Below are 24,782 nucleotides of genomic sequence, written 5' to 3' on the forward strand. Positions count from 1 at the left end.
AGCCGCTAGAGCTCGATGATCGAGGTGAGCGGGTAGTCGCCCTGGTGTTCGCGGCCCTTCAGGAAACCGAGTTCCAGGACGACGGCGGCGGCCACGACCTCGGCGCCCACCTCGGTGAACAGCGCGGCCGCGGCGGCCAGGGTGCCGCCGGTGGCGAGGACGTCATCCAGCAGCAGGATGCGCTTGCCGGTGAGTTCGACGCCGTTGGCCGGGATCTCCAGGGCGGCCGAGCCGTATTCGAGCTGGTACTCGCGCGAGACCACCGGCGGCGGCAGCTTGCCGCCCTTGCGGATGGCGAGCACCCCGGTGCCGAGCGTGGCCGCGACACCGGCGCCGAGCAGGAAGCCCCGCGCGTCGACGCCGGCGACGAGGTCGACGTCGGGGGCCACGGCCGCCAGGCAGTCGATGACGGCGCGGAAGCCCTCGGCGTCGGCGAAGACCGGGGTCAGATCCGCGAAACGCACACCCGGCGTGGGGAAGTCATCGTGCCAGCGGGTCAGCCGATGCACCGCGTCCGCGGCCTTGCCGCTCCGCTCGCTGACCTGGTCGTCGGACTCGACCACCGCGTGCTTGCTCATCGACACCTCTCCGTCACGGCCACGCTCCGCGTGCCTGCCACCACTGCTCATCGCTGCAACACCCAGCGATCCATGTTCCATCCGGTTCCGGCCTGGGTCGGCCCGGCGATCCCGTTCTGCATGCCGGCGCCGAACGCGATGGTGCGCGGCGTGGCGAACAGCGGGATGCTCGGTAGCTGCGCCCACAGCAGGTTCTCGGCCTCGGTGAGCAGATTCAGCGTCGCGGTCGAGTCGGCCTCTCCCGCAAGCTGATCGGTGATGGCATCGTAGCGACCGTTGGCGAAGCCGCCGACATCGAGTCCGCTACCGGCCCGCAACGCCGAGAACGCGGCCACTCCCGTGGCCGACCCGGCCGGGCCCGGCACCGACGCGGTGCCGCCGAGGACGGCGTCGACCGCACCCTCGGCCAGCTTGGCCGGGGTGAAATCCGGTGCGCCCGCGTCGACCACGGTGATCCCCGCGCCCCGGCAGGACTCGGCGATCATGGCCACGGTCTTCGCGCGCCGTGCGTCGGGCGCCTGGTAACCGATGCGAATGGTCGGCTGCGCGGCCTTGGCCGAGGCCAGGGTGGCGGTGGCGGCGGCGACGTCGGCGCCCTTGTACTGGTCGGCGGCGCCGATGACGGCCGGATAGTACAGCGAATCCTGCTGCACCACATGAGCGTTCAACGGGCCGGCGCCCAGCCCCGACTTCGGCGGCTCCCCCGCCTTGCCGAGGGTGTCGAACAGCGCCTGCCTCGGCACACACTGGGCGAACGCCCGGCGCACTTCCAGCGGCCCGAAGACCCCCGCGGTGCCGAGAACCAGCTGTTCGGCACCACGGCTCGCGATCGTCTGCTCGTCGAAGCCGTCGAGCGACAGGTCGGCGACCGACCCGGCGCCCACGTCGACGACGCCGAGCGCGTTCTCCTTCGCCTTGGCCGCGTAGTCGGTGCCCTTGGGCCACACCACGATCCGGCTCGTCGCTGGGGCGGCGCCCCACCACTTCTCGTTGGCCACCAGCACCAGACCGTCGCTCGCGCTGAACGATTCGATCCGGTACGGCCCCGAGGACGGGAACTTCGTCAGCTCCAGCGAACCCGGCTTCATGGTCCAGCCGGAGTTCCAGAAGTCGGCGATCCGCCCGAGCACCGCGCCGTCACCGGTCTGCAGCGCGTTCACCACGTTCGGCAGCCCGACCGCCTGCGCCACCACATGGGCCGGCATCAGTTCGGCGGCGGTGAACAGCGTCCGCCACGGCAGGTAGTGCCTGCCGGGGCGGAACACCACGGTGGCGTCCTTGGAGCCCGGCTGGCAGTCGACCCGTTCGATGTCCTCGTAGCCCGCGGTGCTCGCCGCGTCGAACAGCGGCACGGGGCCGCGGTCGCCGGGGCGGGTGAAGCGGCCGGAGCGGGCCGCCCAGGCCAGCACCAGATCGTCACAGGACGTCGCGACCCCGTCGGAGTAGACCCCGTCCGGGTTGAGCCGGTACTGCACGGTCTGTGTCTCGCCGGGCACCTCCTTGGCGGTGCCCGCGTCGGTGTCGGCGACCTGCTGGCCGTCCGGGCCGGTGTAGAAGAACCCGGTCAGCACCCGGCCGAACACCGCGGTGGACCCGCTGCTCGCCCCGAGCGTGCTGCCGCCGTTGTAGCTGGCGACCGCCGCGTCGACGGCGTACCCGATGGAGGGCACCTGGTTCTTGCTCGAGCACCCGGCCATCAGGCCGGTGGCGACGGCCGCGGTGGCCGCCACGGTGATCAGTCGAATCGTGCCGCGTCGCATGATGAGACCCCCTGCTCTCGCCGTCAGTTCCTCCTCTTGTGGCGCTTCCCGCTCGGCCGCGCGCCCGCGCGCGGCGCGGACGCGTCGCTCGGCCGGGGGCCACGGGTGGCGCCTGCCCCGGCGCCGACCGGCACCCGGTGCCCGACGTCGCCCCCGGCCCGCTTGGCGAGCACCTTCTTGGTGTGCGCGGCCACCGGGCCCCAGCGCTCCTTGATCGAGACCAGCACCGGCACGGCGAGGAAGATCGAGGAGTAGGCGCCGACGATCATGCCGACCAGCTGCACGAGCGCGAGGTCCTTGAGCGTGCCGACGCCGAGCAGCCACACCGCGATCACCAGCATGCCGATGATCGGCAGGATGCCGATGACGGTGGTGCTGATCGAGCGCATCAGGGTCTGGTTGGCGGCCAGGTTCGCCTGTTCGGCGTAGGTGCGTTTGTTCAGGTGCAGCACGCCGCGGGTGTTCTCCTCGACCTTGTCGAAGACCACCACGTTGTCGTACAGCACGTAACCCAGAATCGTGAGCAGACCGATCACCGCGGCGGGCGTCACCTCGAAGCCGACCAGCGAATAGATGCCCGCCGTCACGATCAGGTTGAAGAACAGGGACACGATCGCCGCGATCGACATGTCGCGCTCGAAGCGGATGGCGATGTAGATCATCGTCAACGCGACGAACACCACCAGCGCGATCAGCGCCTTCTGGGTGATCTGGCCACCCCAGGTCTCACTGATCTCGGCGATGCTGATCGCGTTGCGGGTGACCTGCCCGGTGGAGTCCTTGGGCTGGAACTCCTCGAACAGCGCGTTCTGCAACTGCTCGGTCTGCGCCGCGTCGAGGGTCTCCGAGCGCACCTGGATGGTCGCGGAGCCGCCGGAGCCGACTTCCTGCACCGACACCGGCCCGTGGCCGAGGGTGCGGGAGTAGACGTCTTCGACCTGCTGGCTGGTGACATCGCCCGCGGCGGGCAGCTGGATCCGCGAACCACCGGCGAAATCGATGCCGAGGGTGAAGCCGCGCACCGCGATGCTCAGGACCGAGATCAGCAGCAGGATCGCCGCCAGCGAATAGAACAGCTTGCGGCGGCTGACGATCGGGAAGCCGCCGGTGCCGGTGTAGAGGCGCTCGAAGAAGCCGTGCTTCGGGCTCTGCGACGGCTCGGCCTTGTCCAGGTACACCGATTCCTCGGTGGGTCGGTCGTTGCTCATCGTGACATCTCCTTCGGCCGGACCTGGCCCGCGCCGCGTTCCCTGGCGATCTGCTGCATCGAACCGAGACCGTTCACCGACGGCTTCGCCCAGAACGGCGAGCGCGCGGCGAGCATCATCAGCGGTGCGGTGACCAGGTAGAGCACGATCACGTCGAGGACGGTGGTGATACCGAGGGTGAAGGCGAAGCCCTTCACCTGTCCGGCGGCGAGCAGGTACAGCACGACCGAGGCGATGAGGCTGACGGTCTTGCCGGAGAGGTTGGTGCGCTGGGCCCTGGCCCAGCCGCGCGGCACGGCCGAGCGGAAGCTGCGGCCCTCACGCATCTCGTCCTTGATGCGTTCGAAGAACACGACGAACGAGTCGGCGGTCAGACCGATACCGATGATCAGACCGGCGATACCGGCCAGGTCGAGGGTGAAGCCGATCCAGCGCCCGAGCAGCACGATGATGCCGTAGACGGCGACGCCGGCCGCGATCAGCGAGAACCCGGCGATGAGCCCGAGCATCCGGTACACGAACAGGCAGTACAGCAGCACCGCGATCAGACCGACCGCGCCGGCGAGCAGGCCCGCCTTGAGCGAGGACAGGCCCAGCGTCGCCGAGACCGTCTCGGCCTCGGAGGTCTGGAACGACAGCGGCAGCGAGCCGTACTTCAGCGTGTTGGCCAGCTCGGCCGCGCTGTCGGCGGTGAAGCTGCCGGAGATGGAGGTGCGGCCGCCCAGCTGCGGGCCCTGCTGCACCTGCGGCGCGCTCACGACCTTCGAGTCGAGCACGAACGCGACCCGCTTGTTGACGTATTCGCCGGTCAGATCGGCCCAGGCGTCGGTGCCGCTGCCCTTGAACTCCAGGTTCACCTCGTGGCGCGCCTGCTGGGAGTTCAGGCCGGAGGTCGCGTCGGCGATCTCCTGGCCGTCGATGCGGCTGGGGCCGAGCAGGAACACCTCGGTGCCGTCCTGCGAGCAGGTGACCAGCGGCAGCGCCGGGTCGTCGTTGCCCGCCAGCGGGTCCGGCTTGGTGCAGTCCAGGCTCGCCGCGGCGACCTGCTGCACGGACTGGTCGGTGCTCTGGCGCAGCGCCTTGGCGTCGGCGATCTCCTTGGCCTGCTGCTGCTGGGGCGTCAGGTCACCACCGGGCGCGGGGGTGGGCGTCGGCGGCGCCTGCGCCGGGAACACCCGCGACTGTGGAGCGGGCGTGGTCGGCTCGCCCTGGGCCGGGGCCTCGCCGGGCGTCGGCGCGGTCGACTCGGCGGGCGCGGGCGCGTCGGTGGCCGGGGCCTGCGGGGTGCCGCCCTGGGCCGGCGGGACCTGCGGCGCGGCGCCACCGGCCTGCGGCTGCGTGGCCGCCAGCACGGGGCGGATGTAGAGCTTGGCGGTGGTGGCCAGCGCGCGAGCCTGCTGGCTGTCCTCACCGGGCACCGTGATGACGAGGTTGTCGCCGTCGATGACCACCTCGGAGCCGGAGACGCCGAGGCCGTTGACACGGTTCTCGATGATCTCCTGCGCCTTCTTCAGGCTGTCCTGGCTCGGCCTGCTGCCGTCGGGGGTGCGCGCGGTCAGGGTGACGCGGGTGCCGCCCTGCAGATCGATACCGAGCTTGGGCGTGGGGGAATGGTCACCGGTGAAGAACACCAGCGCGTAGATCACGGCCAGCAGCGCGGCGTAGACGCCGAGCAGCCGGAACGGATGCGCCGATCCTTGGGAAGGTGGCACAGCAGGTCATCTCCTAGGCGGAAGTCGAGGTCGGAACGGGTGGGCACGACGATGCCCGCACCGGGTGCGCGCCACGGCGGCGCGCCGGCACCGGCGAGAGGGAGTGGATCAGTCCTTGGTCAGCCGGGTCTCGGTCTGCTCCGCGGACTCCTCGACGACGGCCTCGGCCGCGGTGTCGGTCGCGGCGGTCTCCTCGACCACCGACTCGTCGGCGCGCACCTCGCGGATCGCCTGGCGCAGCCAGGTGGTGACGACCTCCTCGGCGATCTCGAGGTCGACGGTGGTGTCGTCCAGGTCGACGACGGTGCCGTACAGGCCCGACGTGGTGACCACCTGGTCACCGACCTTCAGGCTCTCCTGCATGGACGCGACCTTCTCGGCCTCCCGCTTCTGTTTGCGGATGCCGAAGAACATCGGCACGAGCAGGGCGAGGATCAGCAGCGGAAACAGGAAGTCCATCGTCGAAGTCAGTCCCTAGTCAGTGGTGGACGTGCAAGTACGCCTGACAGTCTGCCAGTTCCGCGCGCCGGCGACACACCGGACACCGATCAGCGCGTCCGCGCGCCGCTCACGCGGTGCGGCCGAAGGCGTAGTCGTCGAGCGGGAAGGCGACCGCCTCGCGGTGAGCGTTGAGGGTGCTGGTCGGGCGCAGCAGCGCCGCCTCACCGTGCTGGTTGAAGTAGTAGCTGCGCGCGGTCGAGCAGTCGCCGCCGTAGAAGACCGAGGATCCCAGCTTGTCGGTCACCCGGTCGAGGAACTCGGCGTTGGCCCGCTCGGTGACCTCGAAGGTCTGTTCGCCGCGCCGGAACAACTCGGTGAACAGCCTGCCCATGTGCTTCATCTGGGCCTCGATGGTGGTGAAGTAGGACAGCCCGCTGTAGGAATAGGGGCTGTTGAGGCTGAGGAAGTTGGGGAACTTGGGCACCGTGATGCCCTCGTAGGCCTGGAAGCGGCTGTCGCGCCAGAACTTTCCGAGGTTCACCCCGTCGCGGCCGATGATCTCGATGGCCGGGAAGTTCACGTCCCACAGGTTGAAGCCGGTGGCCAGCAGCAGGGTGTCGATCGCGGTCTTGCGGCCGTCGGCGGTGACGATGCCGTCGGGTTCGACGTGATCGATCGAGTTGGTCTCGAGGCGCACGTGCGGCTGGTTGAACGTCTTGAAGTAGGTGTTGGAGAACGTCGGGCGCTTGCAGCCGAAGTCGTAGTGCGGGGTGAGCTCGGCCCTGGTCTTCTTGTCACGCACCTGGGCGAACAGGTGCGCCTTGGCCAGCGCCGCCGCCGCGGAGTTGAGCGGTTTGGCCTGCGCGTAGTGCAGCACGCCGACGACCATCAGCGCTTCGAGCATGGCCGTGTTGGCCAGCCGGGCCGCCTTCTGGGTGAGCGGCACCTTGGCGAAGAGTTCCTGCACCACGCCGGGGATCGGCGCGTCGACCTTGGGCACCACCCAGATGGGAGTGCGCTGGAAGACAGTGAGCGCGGCGACCCGCTTGGCCACCTCGGGGACCAGCTGCACGGCGGTGGCACCGGTGCCGATGATCGCGGCCCTGCGGTCGGTGAGGTCGTAGTCGTCGTCCCAGGCGGTGGTGTGGATGATCTTGCCCGCGAAGGATTCGATCCCGGGGAACGGCGGGGTGTAGGGCTGGGAGAGGAACCCGGTCGCGGTGAGCAGATAGCGGGCGGTGAGCGTCTCGCCCCCGGCGACGGAGACCGTCCACTGCTGGTTCTCGTCGTCCCAGCGCGCGCCGTCGACGACGGTGCCGAAGCGCATGCGGCGGCTCAGGTCGTATTTGCGCGCGACGTGGTGGGCGTATTTCTCGAGCTCGGCGCCCGGGGCGAACAGGCGCGACCAGTACGGATTGGGCTCGAAGGAATACGAGTAGGTGACCGAGGCGATGTCGACGGCCAGCCCGGGGTACCGGTTCACATGCCAGGTCCCGCCGAGGTCGTCCTCGCGCTCGAGGATGACGAAATTCCGCAACCCGAGCCGGTCGAGTTCGATGGCGGCTCCCATGCCGCCGAAACCCGCCCCGACCACGATCGCGTCCAACTGAGGTGCCACGACGAACCTCCACGTGCGACATTGTGTCTGTTACAGGATGACACATTATTCAGTCCACGGCGACAGTGCCTGACGGCGGTGTACAGTCACGCCGTCAGAGGGCTGTTCATCGGGGGCGTTCGCGATGGGCGAGCCATGACGAAAAGCCATGGGATAGAAGGGCAATCCTGACACAATGACCGCTGTGACGCCCGACGATGTGAGCCGTACCCACTTCGCCATGCCCACCCTCGGCCACCGTGGCTACCACGCCGACGAGGTCGACGCGTTCCTGGAACTGGTCTCGGCGACGCTCGACGGACAGGGCGTTCTCACCGCCGACGACATCCGCCACGTGCATTTCGGGGCGCCGCGCTTCGGCGGGCGCGGCTACCAGGCCGATCAGGTCGACGACTTCCTCGACCGGGTCCGCACCGAACTCGAGCACCGGCAGAAGGGCGGCGCCCCGGTCCCCGCCGCGCGCCCGGGCGACGACGTCGCCGAGATGCTCTCCCCCGACGACGTGCACCGCATGCAGTTCAGCCTCTCGGCCGTCGGGCGGCGCGGCTACCACGAGGAAGAGGTCGACGCGTTCCTGGATCTGGTCGCGGCGACGCTGGCCCACAACGGTCCGGGCAGTCTCACCGCCGAGGACGTGCGCGGGGTGCGCTTCACCGACACCCGTCTCGGCACCCGCGGCTACGCCCGCGAGGAGGTCGACGCGTTCGTCGACCTGGTGATCACCGCGCTCGAGCACGCCGAGCGGCGGCACTGATCAGCCCTGGATGCTGTGCAGTTCGGCCTCGCGCAGGTCGTCGGGGAACACGTAGCGCCGGAACGCCCAGAACCGGAACGCCATCGCCAGCAGCACGCCGAGGATCTGCCCGGAGACGAAGTTCGCGACCGCCTGCACCACCGGATCCACGTGCGGCACACGCAGGTTCAGCACGTACAGCGAGACGGCCTGCGGGATCATGGTGACGCCGATTCCGAGCGCGCTCACGGTGAAGAACAGGGCTGCCTCGTGGCTGCGCTGCCTGCCCCCACGGGTGCGGAAGGACCATTCGCGGTTGAGGATGTAGGAGGCGATGGTCGCGATCAGCGCGCCGAGCAGGCGCGCGGTGAGCGGCTTCTCGCCGAGCACGGTCAGCTTCACCGCGTACACGACCCCGGTGTCGATGAACCAGGTGATTCCACCGACGACCGCGAACTTCAACAGCTCCCGATGTTTCAGGAGCAGGGAACGCAACGGCTCGGGGAGGCGCTGCACCACCGCTTGGACTGCCACCCGGCCGACAGTAGACGACCTCGCGGCGACCTGCCCACCGGGTTCAGTCCAGCAGGTCCATCGACGGGTGCGGTTCGCGCCCACGCACTTCGATCGCGCCGATGACCAGATCCGGCGGCGGCACCAGCCCGAGATGCTCCCAGGCCGTGGCGGTCGCGACCCGGCCGCGCGGCGTGCGGGCGACCAGCCCGGCGCGCACGAGGAACGGTTCGCACACCTCTTCCACGGTGGCCGCTTCCTCCCCGACGGCGACGGCGAGGGTGGACACGCCCACCGGTCCCCCACCGAAGCCGCGCACCAGCGCGCCGAGCACGGCCCGGTCGAGCCGGTCCAGGCCGAGCGCGTCCACGTCGTAGACCTCGAGCGCCGCCATGGCGATCGGGTGGGTGATCACGCCGTCGGCGCGTACCTCGGCGAAGTCGCGCACACGGCGCAGCAGCCGGTTGGCGATGCGCGGGGTGCCCCTGGACCGGCCCGCCACCTCGGCGGCGGCGTCCTGGTCGATCCGGACGCCGAGGATGCGGGCCGAGCGCTGCAGGATGCGCAGCAGTTCCCCGGGGTCGTAGAAGTCCATGTGGCCGGTGAAGCCGAAGCGGTCGCGCAGCGGGCCGGTAAGCGCGCCGGACCTGGTGGTGGCCCCGACCAGCGTGAACGGCGCGATGTCGAGCGGGATCGAGGTCGCGCCCGGCCCCTTGCCGACGACCACGTCGACCCGGAAGTCCTCCATCGCCAGGTACAGCATCTCCTCGGCGGGCCTGGCCATCCGGTGGATCTCGTCGATGAACAGCACATCGCCCTCGACGAGGTTGGACAGCATGGCGGCCAGGTCGCCCGCGCGTTCCAGCGCGGGACCCGAGGTGATGCGCAGGGCGGTGCCGAGTTCGGCGGCGATGATCATCGCCATGCTGGTCTTGCCGAGTCCGGGCGGGCCGGACAGCAGCACGTGGTCGGGGGTGGCGCCGCGCTGCCTGGCACCGCGCAGGACGAGGGCCAGTTGTTCGCGGACGCGGGGCTGGCCGATGAAATCGTCGAGCGAGGTGGGGCGCAGGCCGGTCTCGGTCTCGCCGTCGGACTGCAGGAACTGCGCGGTGAGCGCGGGGTCGTCGGTGTCGAAGGACTCGGGCGCGAAGTCGTCGTCCATGACCTACCTGTTCTTGCCGAGCAGGCCGAGGGCGGCACGCAGGGCCACGGAGGTGGTGGCGGCGGGCTGATCGGCCAGGACCGTGTCGACGGCCTGTTCGGCTTGCTTGGCCGGAAAGCCCAGGCCGACAAGCGCTTCGGCGACCTGTTCGCGCACCGGCGTGAGCGCCGCCTGCGCTCCGGGCGGGCCCGCCGGCACCGGCACCAGATTCACCTTGTCGCGCAGTTCGACGACCATGCGCTCGGCGCCGCGCTTACCGATGCCGGGCACCCGGGTCAGCGCGGCGACGTTGCTCTCCGCCAACGCCTTGCGCAGCGCCTCGGGTTCCAGCACGGCCAGCACGGCCATGGCCAGGCGCGGGCCGACCCCGGAGACGGTCTGCAGCAGGCCGAACAGATCGCGGGCCTCGGTGTCGGCGAAGCCGAACAGCGTCATCGAGTCCTCGCGCACGATCATCGCGGTGTAGAGCCTGGCCTCCTCACCCCGGGTGAGGCCGGCCAGCGTCGCCGGGGTGACATTGAGCCGGTAGCCGACCCCCGCGGCCTCGATCACCACATGGTCGAGCGCGATCTCGAGCACCTCGCCGCGTACCGACGCGATCACCGGCGCACCACCTTTCGTTGTTCGGCCAGCCGCTGCTCGTAGCGGCGGCGGACCTCGTCGGCCTGTGCCTGCGCGGCCGCCATGCGGTCCAGCAGCGGCGCCCGCCAACAATGACAGATCGCCAGCGCGAGCGCGTCGGCGGCGTCGGCCGGTTTCGGCGCGACCTGGAGTCCGAGGATCCGGGTGACCATCGCGGTGACCTGGGCCTTGTCGGCGGTGCCGTTGCCGGTGACGGCGGCCTTCACTTCACTGGGCGTGTGGAAGGCGACCCGGATTCCCCGCCGGGCCGCGGCCAGCGCGATCACGCCGCCCGCCTGCGCGGTGCCCATCGCGGTGCGCACATTGTGCTGCGCGAAGACCCGTTCGATGGCGACCGCCTCGGGCTGATGGGTGTCCATCCAGTGCTCGGCGGCGTCGGCGACGGCCATCAGCCGCAGCGCCAGCTCCGCGTCGACCGGTGTGCGCACCACCCCCACGTCGAGCGCGACGACCTTGCGCCCCGGCCCACTGTCGACCATGCTGAGCCCGCACCGGGTGAGCCCCGGATCGACGCCCATCACCCGCACCGGCAGCCCCTTCGAAGACGCGAACAATTGTTCGAAAGTCTAGAGCATCCGCCCGCCGGCCCCGGCCAGCGACACGGGCACCCCTCCCTGATCACGCCAGGCCGAGCAGCGCGCGATCCTTCGCGAATTCGCCCCAGACCCGCGCTGGATCGGCGACGAGCTTACGCTCGTTCAGGTCGAGCAGGCCGGCGGCCTCACGGCGTGGTCGGCAATCCGATCGCGGGGTCGACGAACCGGTTGGTGACGATCGTGGCGGCGGTTACGCCGTCGGGTACTTCGAGCCCGCGCTTGCGCAGGATGGGTGTCACCGCGCTGATCACCCGGTCGACGCGGCCGGTGTCGAAATCGCCCAGGGTGGCGTCCGGCCCGTTGCCGACGATCTTCTGCGCCAGCTGCACTCGCACCGAATCGGTGTTGCCACCCTCGGTCATCGGCGGGCCGTCCGGAATCGTCCGGGCGATGCGCAGCAACGCCTGGTTGACCGGCTCCGGATTCCGGACATAGTCGACCTGCGCCTGCTGCAGCAGCGGCACGAGCTTGCTCAGGCACGGTGCCAGCGCGTCCAGTTCGCCGCTGCGCACCGACCACGCGTGCGGATAGATCTCGTAGCCGGATTCGTGCACCAGCAGCGATTTCACCGGCTTGAGCCAGCCTTTCACATCGTGCTCCCAGCGGTAGGGCTCGTTGGAGACATAGCCCTGCTGCATCGCCCTGCCCCGCTCGGCGACGAAGCGGCTCGGGGTGCCGTCGAAGGAGGCGTCGGCCTGGGCGGCGGACACGTCGCCGTGCGCGATCAGGTAGTCCATGAACAGCTTGCCCTCGCTGTAGACCACCGGGGCACCCGTGCCCGGCACGTCCTTCCACGAACTGACCTGCGGATAGGTCGCCGGGTCGAACAGCACGATCTGCGGGTTCACATCGAGGGAGGCGAACACCCCGGTGACGGGGAACTTGGCGGCGGCGCGCACCGCGTCGTCGGTCGGGACGAAGCCGAGGGTGATGCTCTGATCCTGATACATCTGGGCGGGCACCGGCTGCCCACCCAGGAACGGACCACCCAGGCGCACTTCGACATTCACGCCGGTGTCACCGAGCGGACCGGAGTACGCGCCCTTCGCCACGTCGACGGTGCCGTCCGGCCCGACCAGCTGATAGGCGGCGGCCCGCTCGGGGGTGGCGTACCAGTCGGTCTGGATGACGACGGTCGCCGGGCAGATCCCGGCAAGTGCGCCCTGGCCGGTCGGTGCCGGTACGGAGGTCGCGCTCGTACAGGCGGTCAGCGCGGTGGCGCAGGCCAGGACGGCCGTGGCGAGGAGATGTTTCTGCACCGGGAGTTCCTTCGGGGTCGAGCGATGAGGAGGGTGGGGCGGTCGGGGTCAGGCGTCGCGGCGCAGGCCCTGCGCTCTGTCGACGCGCCGGGCCAGGAAGTCGAAGAGCCAGAACAGGATCAGGCCGACGAGCGAGGACAGCAGCAGCGCGGTGAGCAGTTCCTCGGTGGCCAGCTGCTGGCGGTAGACGTCGATCATCCGGCCGATGCCGGGTTCGCCCTGCCGGAAGAAGAAGTCGGCGACGATGGATCCGATGATCGCCATGCCGCCGGAGATCTTGAAGCCGGAGATCATCGCGGGCAGCGCGGTGGGCAGCTGCAGTTTCACCAGGCGCTGCCATCGGCTCGCCCCGTGCAGGGTGAACAGGTCGTGCTCGGCGGGCGCCACCGATTTCAGGCCGAACAGTGTGTTGGTGACGACCGGGAACAACGAGACCATCACGCAGACGATCACCCGGCTGGAGAACTCGTAGCCGAACCAGAACCCGAACAGCGGGACCACCGCGAGGATCGGAATCGTCTGCAGCACCACCGCGTACGGATACAGCGAGTACTCGGCCCAGCGCGCCTGGCTCATCACCACCGCGAAGCTCACCCCGAGCACGATCGCCACGACCAGCCCGACCAGCGCCACCTGCACGGTCGACCACAGCGCGGCCACGATCGCGGTCCGCGCGACCGGATCGAGCAGTCCCTTCGCGATCACCTGTTCCGGGGCGGGCAGCAGGAACCGCGACTGCGGGTCGAGCAGGACGTGACTCACCAGCGACCAGCACGCCAGCACGGCGACGAACACCACGATCGGGGCGAGCACCCGGATCGGCGAGATCCGAAACGGCCAGCGGCGGCGGAGCTTCGGTGTCGCCGCGTCGAGTCCGGCACCGGACACCACGACGGCGGTCATGCGGCGACCTCCTGTTCGGCGCCGCGCAGCGCGCCCGACACCTCGGCCGAGATCGCCGCGAATTCCGGGGTGTAGCGCAGCTGCGGCAGGCGGGGGAAGTCGAAGGGCACCGCGATCTCGGCGGCCACCCGCCCCGGCCGGCCGGTGAGGACCACGACCCTGGTCGACATGAACACCGCCTCGCTCACCGAGTGGGTGACGAAGACACCGGCGAAGGCGTCGCGCCGGAACAGCGCGCCGACCTCCTCGTTGAGTCGCTGCCGGGTGATCTCGTCGAGCGCGCCGAACGGTTCGTCGAACAGGAACAGCTCCGGCCGCAGGGTCAGCGCCCTGGCGATGGAGGCCCGCATCCGCATGCCGCCGGACAGCTGCGCGGGCTTGTGCTTCTCGAATCCGGCCAGGCCGACCCGTGCGATCGCGTCCCGCGCGTCCGCGCGGCGGGTGGCCCGGTCGACTCCGGCCAGTTCGGCGGGCAGCTCGACGTTGGCGGCGACGCTGCGCCAGGCCAGCAGGGTCGATTCCTGGAAGACGTAGCCCAGCCTGGTGGTGCCGACCGCGACGGCACCCGTGGTCGGCTGTTCGAAGCCGGCCGCCAGACGCAGCAGCGTCGATTTCCCACAGCCGGACGGGCCGACCAGCGAGACGAACTCGCCGGGCCTGACCCGCAGGTCGATATCGGACAGTGCCCGGGTGCCGTCACCGAAGACGAGGGAGACGCCGTCGAAGGCCAGGGCCGGTTCGGGGTCGCGACCGCGGTCGATTCTCGTATACGAGTCGGCGGCGGGCGACGCGGTGGAAGCCGATGCGCTCATGGACTATTTGTAGTGGCCGGTCATTGCCGATCGCGGTCCGGCGGATTACACGCTTGTTTCGTATACGATCAATCGGCGGCGAGCAGCGCACCGTTCGCGGCGACCATCCGGCCGCGCTTGAACACCAGCCTGCGCGGGGGCAGCGCGACCACGGCGGCGGCCGGGGTGGGGCCGTCCACGACGCACAGGTCGGCGGGCGCGCCGGGCGTCAGCCCGTACTCGGTGAGGCCAAGAACCGCTGCGCCACCGTGGGTTCCGGCACGCAGCGCCAGCTCGATCTCCGTGTCGGCGACCAGGCGGTCCCGGTAGGCGACGGTGCTGATCCGGCGCAGCATGTCACCGTCGCCGTAGGGCGTCCACAGATCACGGATGCCGTCGTTGCCCAGCGCCAGCGTCGCTCCGGCACCGGCCATCACCCGCACCGGGACCACCGGGGCCTCGCCGACCGCGCAGGTCACCATCGCGACACCGGCGGCCGCGAGCTCCTCCGCGATGCGGCGCTGCTCATCGGGCTCCTGTTGCCCCATGGCGTAGGCGTGACTGATGGTGACCCGGCCCGCGAGACCGAGCGCGCGGGTGCGCTCGACGATCAGGCCGAACTGCCAGGCGCCGAGCGAACCGCCGTCGTGCAGGTGGATGTCGATCTTCGCGCCGTAGCGCTCGGCCAGACCGAAGACGAGGTCGAGGTGGCCTGCGGCGTCGTCGTCGTAACCGGCGGGATCGAGCCCGCCGATGACCTCCACACCGTCCGCCAGCGCCGCTTCGAGCAGCTTCGCGGTGCCGGGGCGGCGGAGCAGACCGCCCTGCGGGAAGGCGACCAGCTCCACGTCGACGCGGTCACGGTGCCGTTCGGCGGCGGCGCGAACCACCTCCACCCCGGCGAGCCCGATCTCGGGGTCGACGTCGACATGACTGCGGACATGCGTCGTCCCGGCGGCGATCATGGCGGCGAGCAGGTTTCCCGCGTAGTCGACATTCGGGAGGCCGAGCTCGGCGCGGCGGCTCTCCCCGTTGGCGATGCGCCCGGCCAGGGTGCGGCCGCCGGTGTTCGGCACCCACGGCCCGCTCCACAAGGTCTTGTCCAGGTGGCAGTGGGTGTCGACCAGGCCGGGCAACACCAGCGCGCCGTCGAGGTCGATCACCTCGGCGGCCGGCGCGGCCAGGTCGGCGCCGATGGCGGCGATCCGGCCGTCGACCACGTGGATGTCGGCGAGCTCGGGCGCGACGCCCGGGTTCCACGGCCTGCCGCCACGCAACAGCAATTCGGTCATCTCGGCTCCTCCTCGGGAACGGTCGCCCTGATCAGGCGGTGAGCAACATGGCGGTGCCCGCCCCGGCACCGAAGACGATCACGACACCGCGGAACACCGTGGGCCGCAGGCGATCGGCGAACCGGGCGCCCAGCACACCACCGGCGAGACAGGCGGGCGCCAGGATCGCGACGGCGAGCCAGTGCACCGGCCCGAACAGCGCGACCGCGACCATGGCGGTCGTCGACACCGCCACCGTGAGCACGCTCTTCAGTCCGTTGAGCAGCTGCGCCGAGGCGTCGAGCCCGAGCGCCAGCGCGGTCAGCAGGACGATCCCCATCCCGCCGTTGAAATACGCGCCGTAAGCACCACCGAGGAACAATCCAGCGAACAGCATGAGCCGCGAATCGGACTGCCGGACGGCCAGTTTGCGGGACAGCCACGGCTGCGCGGCGAACAGGGCGGTCGCCCCGAGCACCAGGTACGGCACCAGCGCCGCGAACACCGCGGGCGGCGCGGCGAGCAGCACGAGGACACCGCCCAGCGCGCCCGCGGTCCCGGTGACCACCAGGCGGGGCAGCAGCTCCCGGTACTCTTCCGTCCGCTTACGCAGCGCCGCGGCACCGCCCAGGTAGCCGGGCCAGACCGCGACGGCATTGGTGACGGTCGCGGTCACCGGCGACAGCCCGAAGGCCAGCAGGGCGGGAAACGACAGCAGGCTGCCGCCACCGGCGATGGCGTTGCAGAAACCTGCCCCGACACCCGCGGCCAGCAGCAGGGCCATGTGCACGGGATCCATGACAACCTTTCCGAAGAGCGTGTCGCGATCGTATACGACCACGCCTGCCAGGTCTCCGCGAGCGCTGGTGAGCCGTGCCACCAGCCGCTCAGGCCGTGTCGTGCCGTAGATTCGAGGGAGAACGGCCGCGGATCGTAGACGAACAGCGCGGCACTCTTCCGCGATCGACCCTGGAGGCGATGTGAGCAGCACCGTGCGCCGGATGACGCCGCAGCAGGTCTGCCGGGCCATCCGCGACGACATCATTCGCGGCGACTTCGTCTCCGGTCAGCGCCTGACCGAGGACACCCTCGCCGAGCGCTACGGCGTCTCGCGGGTCCCGGTGCGTGAGGCGCTGCGCACCCTCGAAGCCGAGGGTTTCGCCTCGTCCCGGCCGTACGCGGGCACCTTCGTCGCCGAGCTGACCGAGGCCGAGGCGGCCGATCTGCTCGAGATCCGCGCGCTGCTCGAACCGCTGTGCGCGAGCCGCGCGGCCACCCGGCGCAGCCCCGAACAGCTGGGCAGGCTCAAAGAACTCACCTCGCTGGGCCAGGAGGCGGTGCGCGACGGCAGGCTCGACGAGCTGGCCCGGCTCAACAGCCGGTTCCACGAGGTGCTGGCCGAGGCGTCGGGCAGCGCGCTGCTGACCCAGCTGATCACCCAGCTCAGCTGGAAGATCGCCTGGGTGTACGCGGTCGAGCTGCCACGCCGGGCCGAGGATTCCTGGCACGAGCACGAACAGATCTGCGCCGCGCTGGCGGCGGGCGACGCCGAGCGGGCCCGCGCGGTGGTCGCCGAGCACATCGCGCACGCCGAATCCGCCTATCGCCTGCGCGGCCGTTCCACGGACGCGTAACACACCCGCAGCATCCGCCGCCTCCCCCGGAAACACAGCCGTCGTATACAAAGATGGTCCCCGCGTTTCAGGAGGTTCTCGTGGCCGATCTGGTGCTGCGCCGCGCCCGCGTCGCCGACGACGCCGAGCCCGTCGACATCGCCGTCTCCGACGGGATCATCACCGCTGTCGAGCCGGCGCTGCGGTGCCGGTCGGCGGCCGAGATCGACTGCGCCGCAAGGGTTGTCATTCCCGGCTTGATCGAACCGCATGTGCACCTGGACAAGGCGCTGCTGGCCACCCAGGCCGTCGCACCGGACGACACCCTGGCGGGCGCCATCGCGGTCACCGGGGAGCTCAAGCGTGGTTTCACCGCCACCGATGTGGCGGCGCGCGCCAGGCGGGTGCTCGACCAAGCGATCGTCCACGGCACCACCGCGCTCCGGGCGCACCCCGATGTCGATCCGATCGTCGGGCTGCTCGGGGTGGACGTGCTGGTCGATCTGCGCGCGGAGTACCGCGGCCTGATCGATCTGCAGATCGTGGCGTTCCCGCAGGAGGGCATCCTGCGCGCGCCCGGCACGCTGGAGCTGTTGCGCGCGGCGCTGCGGCGCGGCGCGGACGTGATCGGCGGGTGCTCCTACAACGAAGCCGATGTCGCCGACTGCGAGCGGCACGTCGACCTGGTCTTCGAGCTGGCGGCCGAATTCGATGTCCCCGTGGACATCCACGCCGATTTCGCCGACGACGCGACCGATCCGCGCTTCGCCATGGCCGACTACATCGCCACGGCCACCGAGCGCGCCGGCCTCGGTGGCCGGGTCGCGATCGGCCACGTCACCTCCCTCGCGGGCCGCCCGCCCGGGGAGCGACGGGCGACGATGGCGCGCCTGGCCGAGGCCGGGGTCGCGGTGGTCCCGCTGCCCGCCACCGACATGCATCTGGGTGGCCGCGCGGACGAGACCGCGGTGCGCCGCGGGATCGCACCGGTCCGTGAACTCTGGGCGGCCGGGGTCACGACCGCCTACTCCTCCAACAACATTCGCAATGCCTTCACCCCCTACGGCAACGCCGACCTGCTCGACATCGGCCTGTTCCTCGCCCAGACCGGTCACCTCGGCAGCCCGGCGGATCTGCGCCGTGTACTGGCGATGGCCACCACCGAGGCCGCGGCCCTGCTCGGCATCGGCGATCGGCACGGCATCCGGGTCGGCGCGCGGGCCGACCTCGTCGTCCTCGGCACCCACCGCGTGGCCGACGCCCTGCTGGATCGCCCCGACCGCTGCTACGTCGTGAAGGCGGGCCGGATCGTCGCCCGCACCACCCGCACGACCGAGATCCTGCGGCCGGCGCCGGTGCGGTGACCGACCCAGGCCCCACGGACACGCTCGGCCGCGACTACCCGCGATCAGACCGTGGTGTGGTTTCCCTGATGGACGAGCGCGTCGATACGCCGCTTGTAGGCGTTGAATTCCGGTGTGGTGGAGTCCCGTTCAGCGGGCAGGTCGATCTCGACGATCTCCCGCACGTGCCCCGCGTTGCCGTGCGCCGCGCCACCGGCCATCACCACCACGCGATCGGCGAGGTACACCGCCTCGTCGATGCCGTGGGTGACGAAGACGACGGTCACCGCGGTCTCCCGGTGGATGCGTTTGAGTTCCGCCTGCATATCCGTGCGGGTGAGCGCGTCCAGGGCGCCGAACGGTTCGTCCATCAGCAGCACCGCGGGACTGTTGGCCAGGACCCGCGCGATCGCCACCCGCTGCTGCATACCGCCGGAGAGCTGGTGCGGAAACGATGTGCGCACCCTGGTCAAGCCGACGGTGTCGAGCCAGCGGTCGGTGATCTCACGGATGTCGGGGCGGGTCATCCTGGCCTGCTTCGGTCCGTAGGCGATGTTCTCGGCGACGGTCAGCCAGGGGAAGAGCCCGTAGTCCTGGAAGACCACCCCGCGCTCGGGCCCCGGCCCGCTGATCGGCTCGTCGCCGACGGTGACGGTGCCGGTGGAGGTCTCCTCGAAGCCCGCCAGGATGCGCAGCAGCGTCGACTTGCCGCACCCGCTCGCCCCGACCACGCAGACGAATTCACCCGCCGCGATGTCGAGGTCGACACCGTCGACGGCGAAGCCGGACGCCCCGGGGTAGCGCTTGCCGAGTCCGGCGACGGCGATCCGCGCCGGGCGATGCGGGCGACGGCGCGTGGAGTAGATCTTCATGCTGTTCCTGTCTGTGTCGTCACGGAAGCAGGGGCCTGCGGCGCGCGAGGAGCCGCACCAGCAGCATCAGCAGCCGGTCGGCGAGGAATCCGGCCAGGCCGATCACGATCATCACCGCGATGATCAGATCGGTCCGCGACTGCTCCCTGGCCTGGGTGATCAGGGCGCCGAGGCCCACCCGGATGCCCACCGTCTCGCCGACGACCAGGATCACCCAGGACAGTCCGAGGGCGATCCGCAGTCCGGCGACGACGCCGGGCACCGCGGCGGGCAGCACCACCTTGTACAGCGTGTGCGCGGGCGGGGTGCCCAGCATCGCGGCGGCTTCGAGCAGCCGTTCCGGGACGGCCCGCACCCCGGCGATGGTGTTGAGCAGGATCGAGAACACCGCAGCCAGGAACACCAGGAAGATGGTCGAGCGGTCGCCGAAGCCGATGATCAGCAGCGACAGCGGCGCCCAGGCGGTGACCGGGATCGGGCGCACGAGGTTGATGGTGGGCTCGAGCATCCGGTACACCAGCCGGGAGCGGCCCATGACGATGCCGAGTGGGATCGCGACGGCGGCGGCGAGTGCGAAGCCCTGCGTGACCCGCAGGGTGCTGGCGTAGAGGTGCAGCCAGAGGGTGCCGCTGTAGGTGTCGTCGACGATGCCGCCGACGGCGAGGTCGGCCAGCCGCCGAGCCACCTCGTACGGCGTGGGCAGGAACCGCATCTGGATGCCGAAGGGCAGGGTCCAGCCGCCGGCTACGCCGCAGTCCCACAGCAGCCCCAGCAGCAGCGGGACCGGCAGCGCCCACAGCGCCGTGACCACCCGGCTGGGTAGCCGCATCACGCGCCTGCGGCCGGTCGCCAGGGTCGTCCGCTCGGTCGGTCGCGCCGTCGGTGGGGCGTCGAGGGCGGTCATCGTCCGACGCCCGCCGAGGCGAGGAACCCGGTGTCGAAGACCTTCGTCATGTCGGGCGCTTCGGACAGCTGGTCGAAGGCCAGCATCTGCTCGGCGAGCGCGCCCACCCGGCCGCGATACTCGTCGTCGAGTTCCCAGCGCAGCCAGACGTTTCCGGTCGCGGTCTCGACGATCGCGCGGTCCAGGCCGAAGGTGTCGACCAGCCCGTCGACCCATGCCTGGTGATCGCCCTTCATGAACTCGATGGCCTGGACGAAGCTGCGCACGGTCTGCTGGACGCGGTCGCGGTCCTGCTCGATGAGCGCGCCCCTGGTCCCGAACACGATGTTCACTCCGCCGATCGGGGTGTCGTAGGGCGAGACGATCGAGTGCGCGCCGAGCTGTTTGACGATCGAGGGCGCGGTCTCGGCGCTGAGAAACGCGTCGATCTGGCCGGATTTGTAGGCGTTGGCCATGTCGGAGTAGGCCAGATTCACGAGCTGGACGTCGGTGGCCGGGTCGAGGCCGTGCGCGCGCAGGGTCAGCTTCAGCACGATCTCCTGCGAAGATCCGGGTGGGAAGCCGATCTTCTTGCCGCGCAGGTCGTTCGGCGTCGCGATCTCGGGTTTGCCGACGAACGCCGAACCGCCGTTGGCCGCCGAGGCCACGATCCGCACGTCCTGACCCGCCGCGCTGCCCGCCAGCATCGACGGCGCGCCGAGGACACCGAAGTCGACGGCGCCCGAGGCGAGCGCGTTCTTGATGTCGGGCGAGTTCTCGAACAGCACGATCTCGTAGGTGGTGCCCGCGGGCGCGAACCGCTGCATGAAGTAGGGCGCGTAGAGGTGGGGTTGGCCGCGCAGGGTGCCGATCTTGATCGTGTCTCCCGCGCCGGCGCTGTCGGGTGTGGCGATGCACGCCGTCAGTCCGAGCACCAGCGTCAGCGCGGTGAACAGCGCCGAGAGAAGGTGGCGCGATGGGTGTTTCATGATGATTCCTCTCGGAAGTCCGGCGCCGCCGCCCGCGATGCCGGGACCACGCCGACGGGGTGGCGGGGTCGTGGGAACGGGCGGTCAGGCGGAACCGGTGAGGGCCGGGGCGCACCGGGCGGCCAGCCCGATCAGCGCGCGGTCGGTATGGGCCGCGCCGAGCAGGCACAACCCGACGGGCAGCCCGTCGCGGCGCGGCAGCGGCACGGTGACCGCGGGCAGGCCCGCGATCGCGGCGAGGCAGGTCAGGCGCAGGGTGGCGGTACGCGCGGCATCGCGAGTGCGGGCGTCGGCGTCGCGATACGGGGGCGGGCCGGCCGTGGTCGGCAGCAGCAGCACCCCGTCGCCCACGACATCGGTGATCCGCGCCGACGCGCGGGCCAGGAGATTCCGTGCGGCGGCGGCACCCTCAGCGGTGACCGTTGCCGCCCAGCCGAACCTGTCGGCCACTTCGGGCTCGAGGGCGCCGGGATGGGCGACGATCCAGTCGCCGTGCGCGGCCCACGCCTCGTACGCCTGCACGGTCCGGAAGGCACCGAACCAGCGGTCCAGCTCGGCGCCGAGAGCGACCGGTACGGCACCGAGTTCGCGTGCGGCCCACAGGCACTGCTCGGCCGACGACGGCGCGGCGGCGCACAATGCCGGATCGACCACGAGTCGGCCCGTGTCGGCTGCAGCAGGCCGCGCGGCATACACCGCGTCGGCGACGGCGGCGAGAGTGGCGGCGTCGCGAGCGAGCCAGCCGATGGTGTCGAACGACGGCGCCAGCGGCAGCAGGCCGGTGGTGTCCAGACTGCCGTGGGTGGTCCGGATTCCCCAGAGGCCCTGGTACGCGCCGGGCACCCGGATGGAGCCCGCGGTGTCGGTGCCGAGCCCGATACTCGCCTCGCCCCGGGCGACGGCGACCGCCGGTCCGCTCGACGATCCACCCGGAACTCGCTGTGGGACAGCGGGATTCACCGGCATCCCGGTGCGCCCGTTGCCGCCGGTGATGCTGTAGGCGAATTCGTCGGTCGTGGCGATGCCGGTGACATCGGCGCCCGCCGCGAGGAGGACGGCCACGACGGTGGCGTGCCTGGGTTCGGGTGCGCGCTCGGCGAGGTAGTCCCCGACCCCCGCACCGCGGGCATGGCCGGCGACCGCGAACAGGTCTTTCACCGCCACGGTGTGCCCGGTCAGTGGGCCGGTGGCTGTCGCGGCGACCAGCGGCGCGCCGACCTCGCGCCACACCGTGGTGTCGACCTCGTCGCGTGCCGGCGCGCTCACCGGGCCCGCTCCAGGACGTAGCGGGCCAGCTCGGTGCGCGCGGTGTGCGCGAAGTCGGCGATCCGGATCTTGCCGTGCACGCCCCGGGTCAGGTCGACCGCCTGGGACACGGTGAAATCGGTGGCGGCACTGAGATAGAGGTAGGCGCGGCGGGGATCGGTCTCGAACAGCGTGCCCAGCAAGTCGACGGCGTGGCCGACGCACAGCGACAGCGCGGTGTCGAGATCGGGATCGAGCCCGGTCGGGATCACCAGGCCGTGACCCGCCGCGAACGGGCCGACCCCGAGATCGGCGACCTGCTCGGCCGGGATCAGATCCAGCCGGACGGTCGCCCGCAGCGGCGCCTCCAGCGCGGTGAGCGCCACCTCCCCGTCACCCTGGGCGAAATGCGGGTCACCGACGTAGAACAGCGCGTCGGGCACCTGCACCGGCAGGAACAGTGTCGCGCCGGGCGTGAGGAGCTTGATGTCGATGTTGCCGCCGTGAGCGCCGGGCGGTACCGAGTGCGCGCGGTCCTCGGTGTCGGTGGCCACGCCCATGATGCCGAGGAACGGCGCCAACGGGAACCGCGCCAGGTGCGGACTGTCCGGCGCGATCGGCATGGTGCCGAACCACGCGTCGGCCGTGCCGGTCACCGCGCAGAACTGTCCGTAGGAGCCGTCGTGGGCGGTGCCGGCCAGCATGCCGCGGCCGTGCCGCGTGGAGATCACGCCGTAGGGCGCGCGCAGGGCCAGGTGCTCGACCCGGACGGCGAGCAGGTCGCCCGGTCGGGCCCCGTCGACCGCGATCGGCCCCGTCACCACGTGCGGGCCCGCGCCGGTGTCGCGCCTACGCCGCGAGACCACCTCGACCGCGTCCTCGAGCACCTGGTCCCTGGCCACGCCGTGACCGCCGAAGTAGCCGACGGGGTCGGACCCCTGGTCCTCGAGCAGGCCCTCGTGGCTGATCGTGTCGATCACGACGCTCGTGCCCGGCGCCACCGTCGTCACCGGGATGTCACCACGCCTCGGGAGCCTGCCCCAGAGCACCCGCGCCGGGTCCGCGGGCACATAGGTCGTCCCCGGGGCGAGGCCGACCCCCTGTTGCAGAACCGGGAATGCTGCCGCGATCTGGTCGCCTGCCATTGCGGTCACAGTGGTCCCCTCCGCTGTCTACGCGCGATGCCGAACATTGGTCCGACCATCTGATGCGATAACGGTATGCCACTACGAAACGCCTTGCTACCGGGAGAAACTCAAGTAACAGAGCCTTTACGCCCCCGCAATACGGGCTCGCGTGACACCGCTCGGATAGGATTGGCCGGACCAATGTCGCCTGATGAGGGAGTCCGTTCGTGAACGCCGCGTCCATCCCCCCGCTCCGGCGCCGCACCGGCAGCGTGAGCGCCGAAGTGGCGGCGCACCTCGAACGGCTGATCATCGACGGCACACTGAGCGCGGGCGATCGCCTGCCGCCGGAGCGGGAACTGGCCGCCACGCTCGAGGTCTCCCGATCCTCGCTGCGCGAGGCGATGTTCGAACTCGAGTCCAAGAAACTGGTCGAGCGCAGGCAGGGGCGCGGCAGCACCGTCACCGAACTCGCCCGGGGCGCGGCCGAACTCCACGACAATCTCGCCGACCTGGACACCGAACTCGGTTACGCGACCGAGCTGCGCGAGCTGGTCGAACCACGGATCGCCCAGCTCGCCGCCCAGCGGGCCGTGGAATCGAATCTGCTGTCGCTCCACGAAGTCCTCGAGCGCTCCCACGAGTCGCTCGGCCCCGAGGAGTCGATGGCGCTCGACATCGAATTCCATTCGCTGCTCGCCCATTCGGCCCAGAATCCCCTGCTGGTGACGCTGTGCACGATGACCACGGAATGGACGCGACACACCCGCGTGCTCTCGCACCGCACCCGCCTCGGCCGCCGGATCTCCGTACACGGGCACACCGAGATCCTGCGCGCGGTCGACGCCCACGACGGCCCGGCCGCGGCCGCGGCGATGGAACAGCACCTGCGCGAGGTCAGGGAGATCAGTTCGCCGCGGTAGGGGCTCAGCCCAGCGCCGCGGTGAACACCGCCAGCGCGCGGTCGTCGAACAGGACGAACCGCACCTCGTCGACGGTCGCCTCGGCCGCGCGCACCGTCTCGACGGCGATGCGGGCGCCGTCGTCCATCGGCCAGCCGTAGATGCCGGTCGAGATGGCGGGGAAGGCCACCGTGCGGGCGCCGAGTTCGCTTGCCACGCGCAGGGATTCGCGGTAGCAGGAGGCCAGCAGGGCCGAGCGGTCCTCGGTGGCCGACCAGACCGGGCCGACCGTGTGGATCACCCAGCGCGCGTGCAGGCGGCCCGCGGTGGTGGCCACCGCCTGCCCCGTCGGCAGGCCCTTGCCGTAGTGGGAGGCGCGCAGGTCGCGGCAGGCCGACAGGATCTCGGGGCCGCCCTTGCGATGGATCGCGCCGTCGACGCCGCCGCCGCCGAGCAGCGAGGAGTTCGCGGCGTTGACCACCGCGTCGACCCGCTGTTCGGTGATGTCCCCGCGCACTGCCTCGATTCGCGTCATGGGTCCATTGTGCTGGCCGCGCCGGACGCGCGAGCATCGCCGGTCGGCGTACCGTCGACCTCGTCGCAGATCGACGCGCCACCGAG

The 24,782-nt window shown here is 70.8% G+C and carries 25 protein-coding genes; 4 read left to right on the forward strand and 21 right to left on the reverse strand.

The features are described 5' to 3' along the window. Window positions 1–5: 5 nt before the first annotated feature. The 6 genes from DFR69_RS01715 to DFR69_RS01740 all read right to left on the reverse strand — a co-directional run bounded on the left by DFR69_RS01715 (window position 6) and on the right by DFR69_RS01740 (window position 7,317). Complete coding sequence (locus tag DFR69_RS01715; protein ID WP_110036077.1) at window positions 6–578, reverse strand: adenine phosphoribosyltransferase; 573 nt, start codon at window positions 576–578, stop codon at window positions 6–8. 47 nt (window positions 579–625) lie between these two features. Beyond that, window positions 626–2,338, reverse strand: a complete 1,713-nt coding sequence (locus DFR69_RS01720) for an ABC transporter substrate-binding protein (protein ID WP_110035616.1) — start codon at window positions 2,336–2,338, stop codon at window positions 626–628. 23 nt (window positions 2,339–2,361) lie between these two features. Further along, a complete protein-coding gene (gene secF, locus DFR69_RS01725) occupies window positions 2,362–3,546 on the reverse strand; it encodes a protein translocase subunit SecF (protein ID WP_110035617.1) in 1,185 nt (394 codons plus the stop codon). Continuing rightward, on the reverse strand, window positions 3,543–5,258 hold the full coding sequence (gene secD / locus DFR69_RS01730) for a protein translocase subunit SecD (protein ID WP_110035618.1): 1,716 nt from the start codon (window positions 5,256–5,258) through the stop codon (window positions 3,543–3,545). The genes secF and secD overlap by 4 nt, the downstream gene beginning before the upstream one ends. Window positions 5,259–5,366: 108 nt before the next feature. Next, window positions 5,367–5,717, reverse strand: coding sequence for a preprotein translocase subunit YajC (gene yajC / locus DFR69_RS01735; RefSeq protein ID WP_110035619.1), 351 nt, complete (start codon window positions 5,715–5,717; stop codon window positions 5,367–5,369). A gap of 109 nt (window positions 5,718–5,826) precedes the next feature. Next, window positions 5,827–7,317 carry a flavin-containing monooxygenase gene (locus DFR69_RS01740; RefSeq protein WP_110035620.1) on the reverse strand — a complete coding sequence of 497 codons (1,491 nt, stop codon included), beginning with the start codon at window positions 7,315–7,317 and terminating at the stop codon, window positions 5,827–5,829. A 175-nt stretch (window positions 7,318–7,492) separates the two neighbouring features. Between DFR69_RS01740 and DFR69_RS35460 the strand changes: the two genes are divergently transcribed. Beyond that, window positions 7,493–8,071 carry a DivIVA domain-containing protein gene (locus DFR69_RS35460; protein WP_110035621.1) on the forward strand — a complete coding sequence of 193 codons (579 nt, stop codon included), beginning with the start codon at window positions 7,493–7,495 and terminating at the stop codon, window positions 8,069–8,071. On the opposite strand, the gene DFR69_RS01750 is transcribed toward DFR69_RS35460, so the two are convergent. The 9 genes from DFR69_RS01750 to DFR69_RS01790 form a co-directional block, all read right to left on the reverse strand. After that, window positions 8,072–8,584, reverse strand: a complete 513-nt coding sequence (locus DFR69_RS01750; RefSeq protein WP_167456125.1) for a GtrA family protein — start codon at window positions 8,582–8,584, stop codon at window positions 8,072–8,074. 43 nt (window positions 8,585–8,627) lie between these two features. Continuing rightward, window positions 8,628–9,725 (reverse strand): Holliday junction branch migration DNA helicase RuvB, encoded by a 1,098-nt coding sequence (gene ruvB, locus DFR69_RS01755; protein WP_110035623.1) that lies wholly within the window; start codon window positions 9,723–9,725, stop codon window positions 8,628–8,630. A 3-nt stretch (window positions 9,726–9,728) separates the two neighbouring features. After that, entirely contained in the window at window positions 9,729–10,328 is a 600-nt protein-coding gene (gene ruvA / locus DFR69_RS01760) for a Holliday junction branch migration protein RuvA (protein WP_110035624.1), read from the reverse strand. Beyond that, on the reverse strand, window positions 10,325–10,894 hold the full coding sequence (ruvC, locus tag DFR69_RS01765) for a crossover junction endodeoxyribonuclease RuvC (RefSeq protein ID WP_186817438.1): 570 nt from the start codon (window positions 10,892–10,894) through the stop codon (window positions 10,325–10,327). Before ruvC ends, ruvA begins: the two co-directional genes overlap by 4 nt. Window positions 10,895–11,088: 194 nt before the next feature. Beyond that, the gene (locus DFR69_RS01770) at window positions 11,089–12,222 is read right to left on the reverse strand and encodes a nitrate ABC transporter substrate-binding protein (RefSeq protein ID WP_110035626.1); all 1,134 of its coding nucleotides are present in this window, start codon (window positions 12,220–12,222) and stop codon (window positions 11,089–11,091) included. A 48-nt stretch (window positions 12,223–12,270) separates the two neighbouring features. Further along, window positions 12,271–13,125, reverse strand: a complete 855-nt coding sequence (locus DFR69_RS01775; protein WP_110035627.1) for an ABC transporter permease — start codon at window positions 13,123–13,125, stop codon at window positions 12,271–12,273. Beyond that, the gene (locus DFR69_RS01780) at window positions 13,122–13,937 is read right to left on the reverse strand and encodes an ABC transporter ATP-binding protein (protein WP_110035628.1); all 816 of its coding nucleotides are present in this window, start codon (window positions 13,935–13,937) and stop codon (window positions 13,122–13,124) included. The genes DFR69_RS01775 and DFR69_RS01780 overlap by 4 nt, the downstream gene beginning before the upstream one ends. A 68-nt stretch (window positions 13,938–14,005) precedes the next feature. Further along, window positions 14,006–15,208: an amidohydrolase gene (locus tag DFR69_RS01785; RefSeq protein WP_110035629.1), complete on the reverse strand. Its 1,203-nt coding sequence runs from the start codon at window positions 15,206–15,208 to the stop codon at window positions 14,006–14,008. Between the two features lie 31 nt (window positions 15,209–15,239). Then, window positions 15,240–15,986, reverse strand: coding sequence for a sulfite exporter TauE/SafE family protein (locus DFR69_RS01790; RefSeq protein WP_167456126.1), 747 nt, complete (start codon window positions 15,984–15,986; stop codon window positions 15,240–15,242). A gap of 181 nt (window positions 15,987–16,167) precedes the next feature. Between DFR69_RS01790 and DFR69_RS01795 the strand changes: the two genes are divergently transcribed. Both DFR69_RS01795 and DFR69_RS01800 read left to right on the forward strand, forming a co-directional pair. Next, window positions 16,168–16,821: a GntR family transcriptional regulator gene (locus tag DFR69_RS01795; protein ID WP_208643886.1), complete on the forward strand. Its 654-nt coding sequence runs from the start codon at window positions 16,168–16,170 to the stop codon at window positions 16,819–16,821. An 80-nt stretch (window positions 16,822–16,901) separates the two neighbouring features. Beyond that, a complete protein-coding gene (locus tag DFR69_RS01800) occupies window positions 16,902–18,164 on the forward strand; it encodes an amidohydrolase family protein (RefSeq protein WP_244198033.1) in 1,263 nt (420 codons plus the stop codon). A gap of 44 nt (window positions 18,165–18,208) precedes the next feature. Here the strand turns inward: DFR69_RS01800 and DFR69_RS01805 are convergent, their stop codons facing one another. From DFR69_RS01805 to DFR69_RS01825, 5 genes are all read right to left on the reverse strand, one after another. Beyond that, complete coding sequence (locus DFR69_RS01805; RefSeq protein ID WP_110035633.1) at window positions 18,209–19,015, reverse strand: ABC transporter ATP-binding protein; 807 nt, start codon at window positions 19,013–19,015, stop codon at window positions 18,209–18,211. Between the two features lie 19 nt (window positions 19,016–19,034). Next, window positions 19,035–19,919, reverse strand: coding sequence for an ABC transporter permease (locus DFR69_RS01810; RefSeq protein ID WP_244198034.1), 885 nt, complete (start codon window positions 19,917–19,919; stop codon window positions 19,035–19,037). After that, window positions 19,916–20,887, reverse strand: coding sequence for an ABC transporter substrate-binding protein (locus DFR69_RS01815; protein ID WP_110035634.1), 972 nt, complete (start codon window positions 20,885–20,887; stop codon window positions 19,916–19,918). The genes DFR69_RS01810 and DFR69_RS01815 overlap by 4 nt, the downstream gene beginning before the upstream one ends. Before the next feature lie 84 nt (window positions 20,888–20,971). After that, on the reverse strand, window positions 20,972–22,153 hold the full coding sequence (locus tag DFR69_RS01820; RefSeq protein ID WP_110035635.1) for an amidase family protein: 1,182 nt from the start codon (window positions 22,151–22,153) through the stop codon (window positions 20,972–20,974). After that, a complete protein-coding gene (locus tag DFR69_RS01825) occupies window positions 22,150–23,277 on the reverse strand; it encodes an acetamidase/formamidase family protein (protein ID WP_110035636.1) in 1,128 nt (375 codons plus the stop codon). The genes DFR69_RS01820 and DFR69_RS01825 overlap by 4 nt, the downstream gene beginning before the upstream one ends. A 209-nt stretch (window positions 23,278–23,486) precedes the next feature. Between DFR69_RS01825 and DFR69_RS01830 the strand changes: the two genes are divergently transcribed. Further along, window positions 23,487–24,182 carry a FadR/GntR family transcriptional regulator gene (locus DFR69_RS01830; protein WP_110035637.1) on the forward strand — a complete coding sequence of 232 codons (696 nt, stop codon included), beginning with the start codon at window positions 23,487–23,489 and terminating at the stop codon, window positions 24,180–24,182. Window positions 24,183–24,186: 4 nt separating this feature from the next. Here DFR69_RS01830 and DFR69_RS01835 read toward each other — a convergent pair whose 3' ends face one another. Continuing rightward, window positions 24,187–24,696 carry an O-acetyl-ADP-ribose deacetylase gene (locus tag DFR69_RS01835; RefSeq protein WP_110035638.1) on the reverse strand — a complete coding sequence of 170 codons (510 nt, stop codon included), beginning with the start codon at window positions 24,694–24,696 and terminating at the stop codon, window positions 24,187–24,189. Window positions 24,697–24,782 lie beyond the last annotated feature (86 nt).

It is taken from the genome of Nocardia neocaledoniensis, assembly GCF_003182135.1.
Lineage (GTDB): Bacteria > Actinomycetota > Actinomycetes > Mycobacteriales > Mycobacteriaceae > Nocardia > Nocardia neocaledoniensis.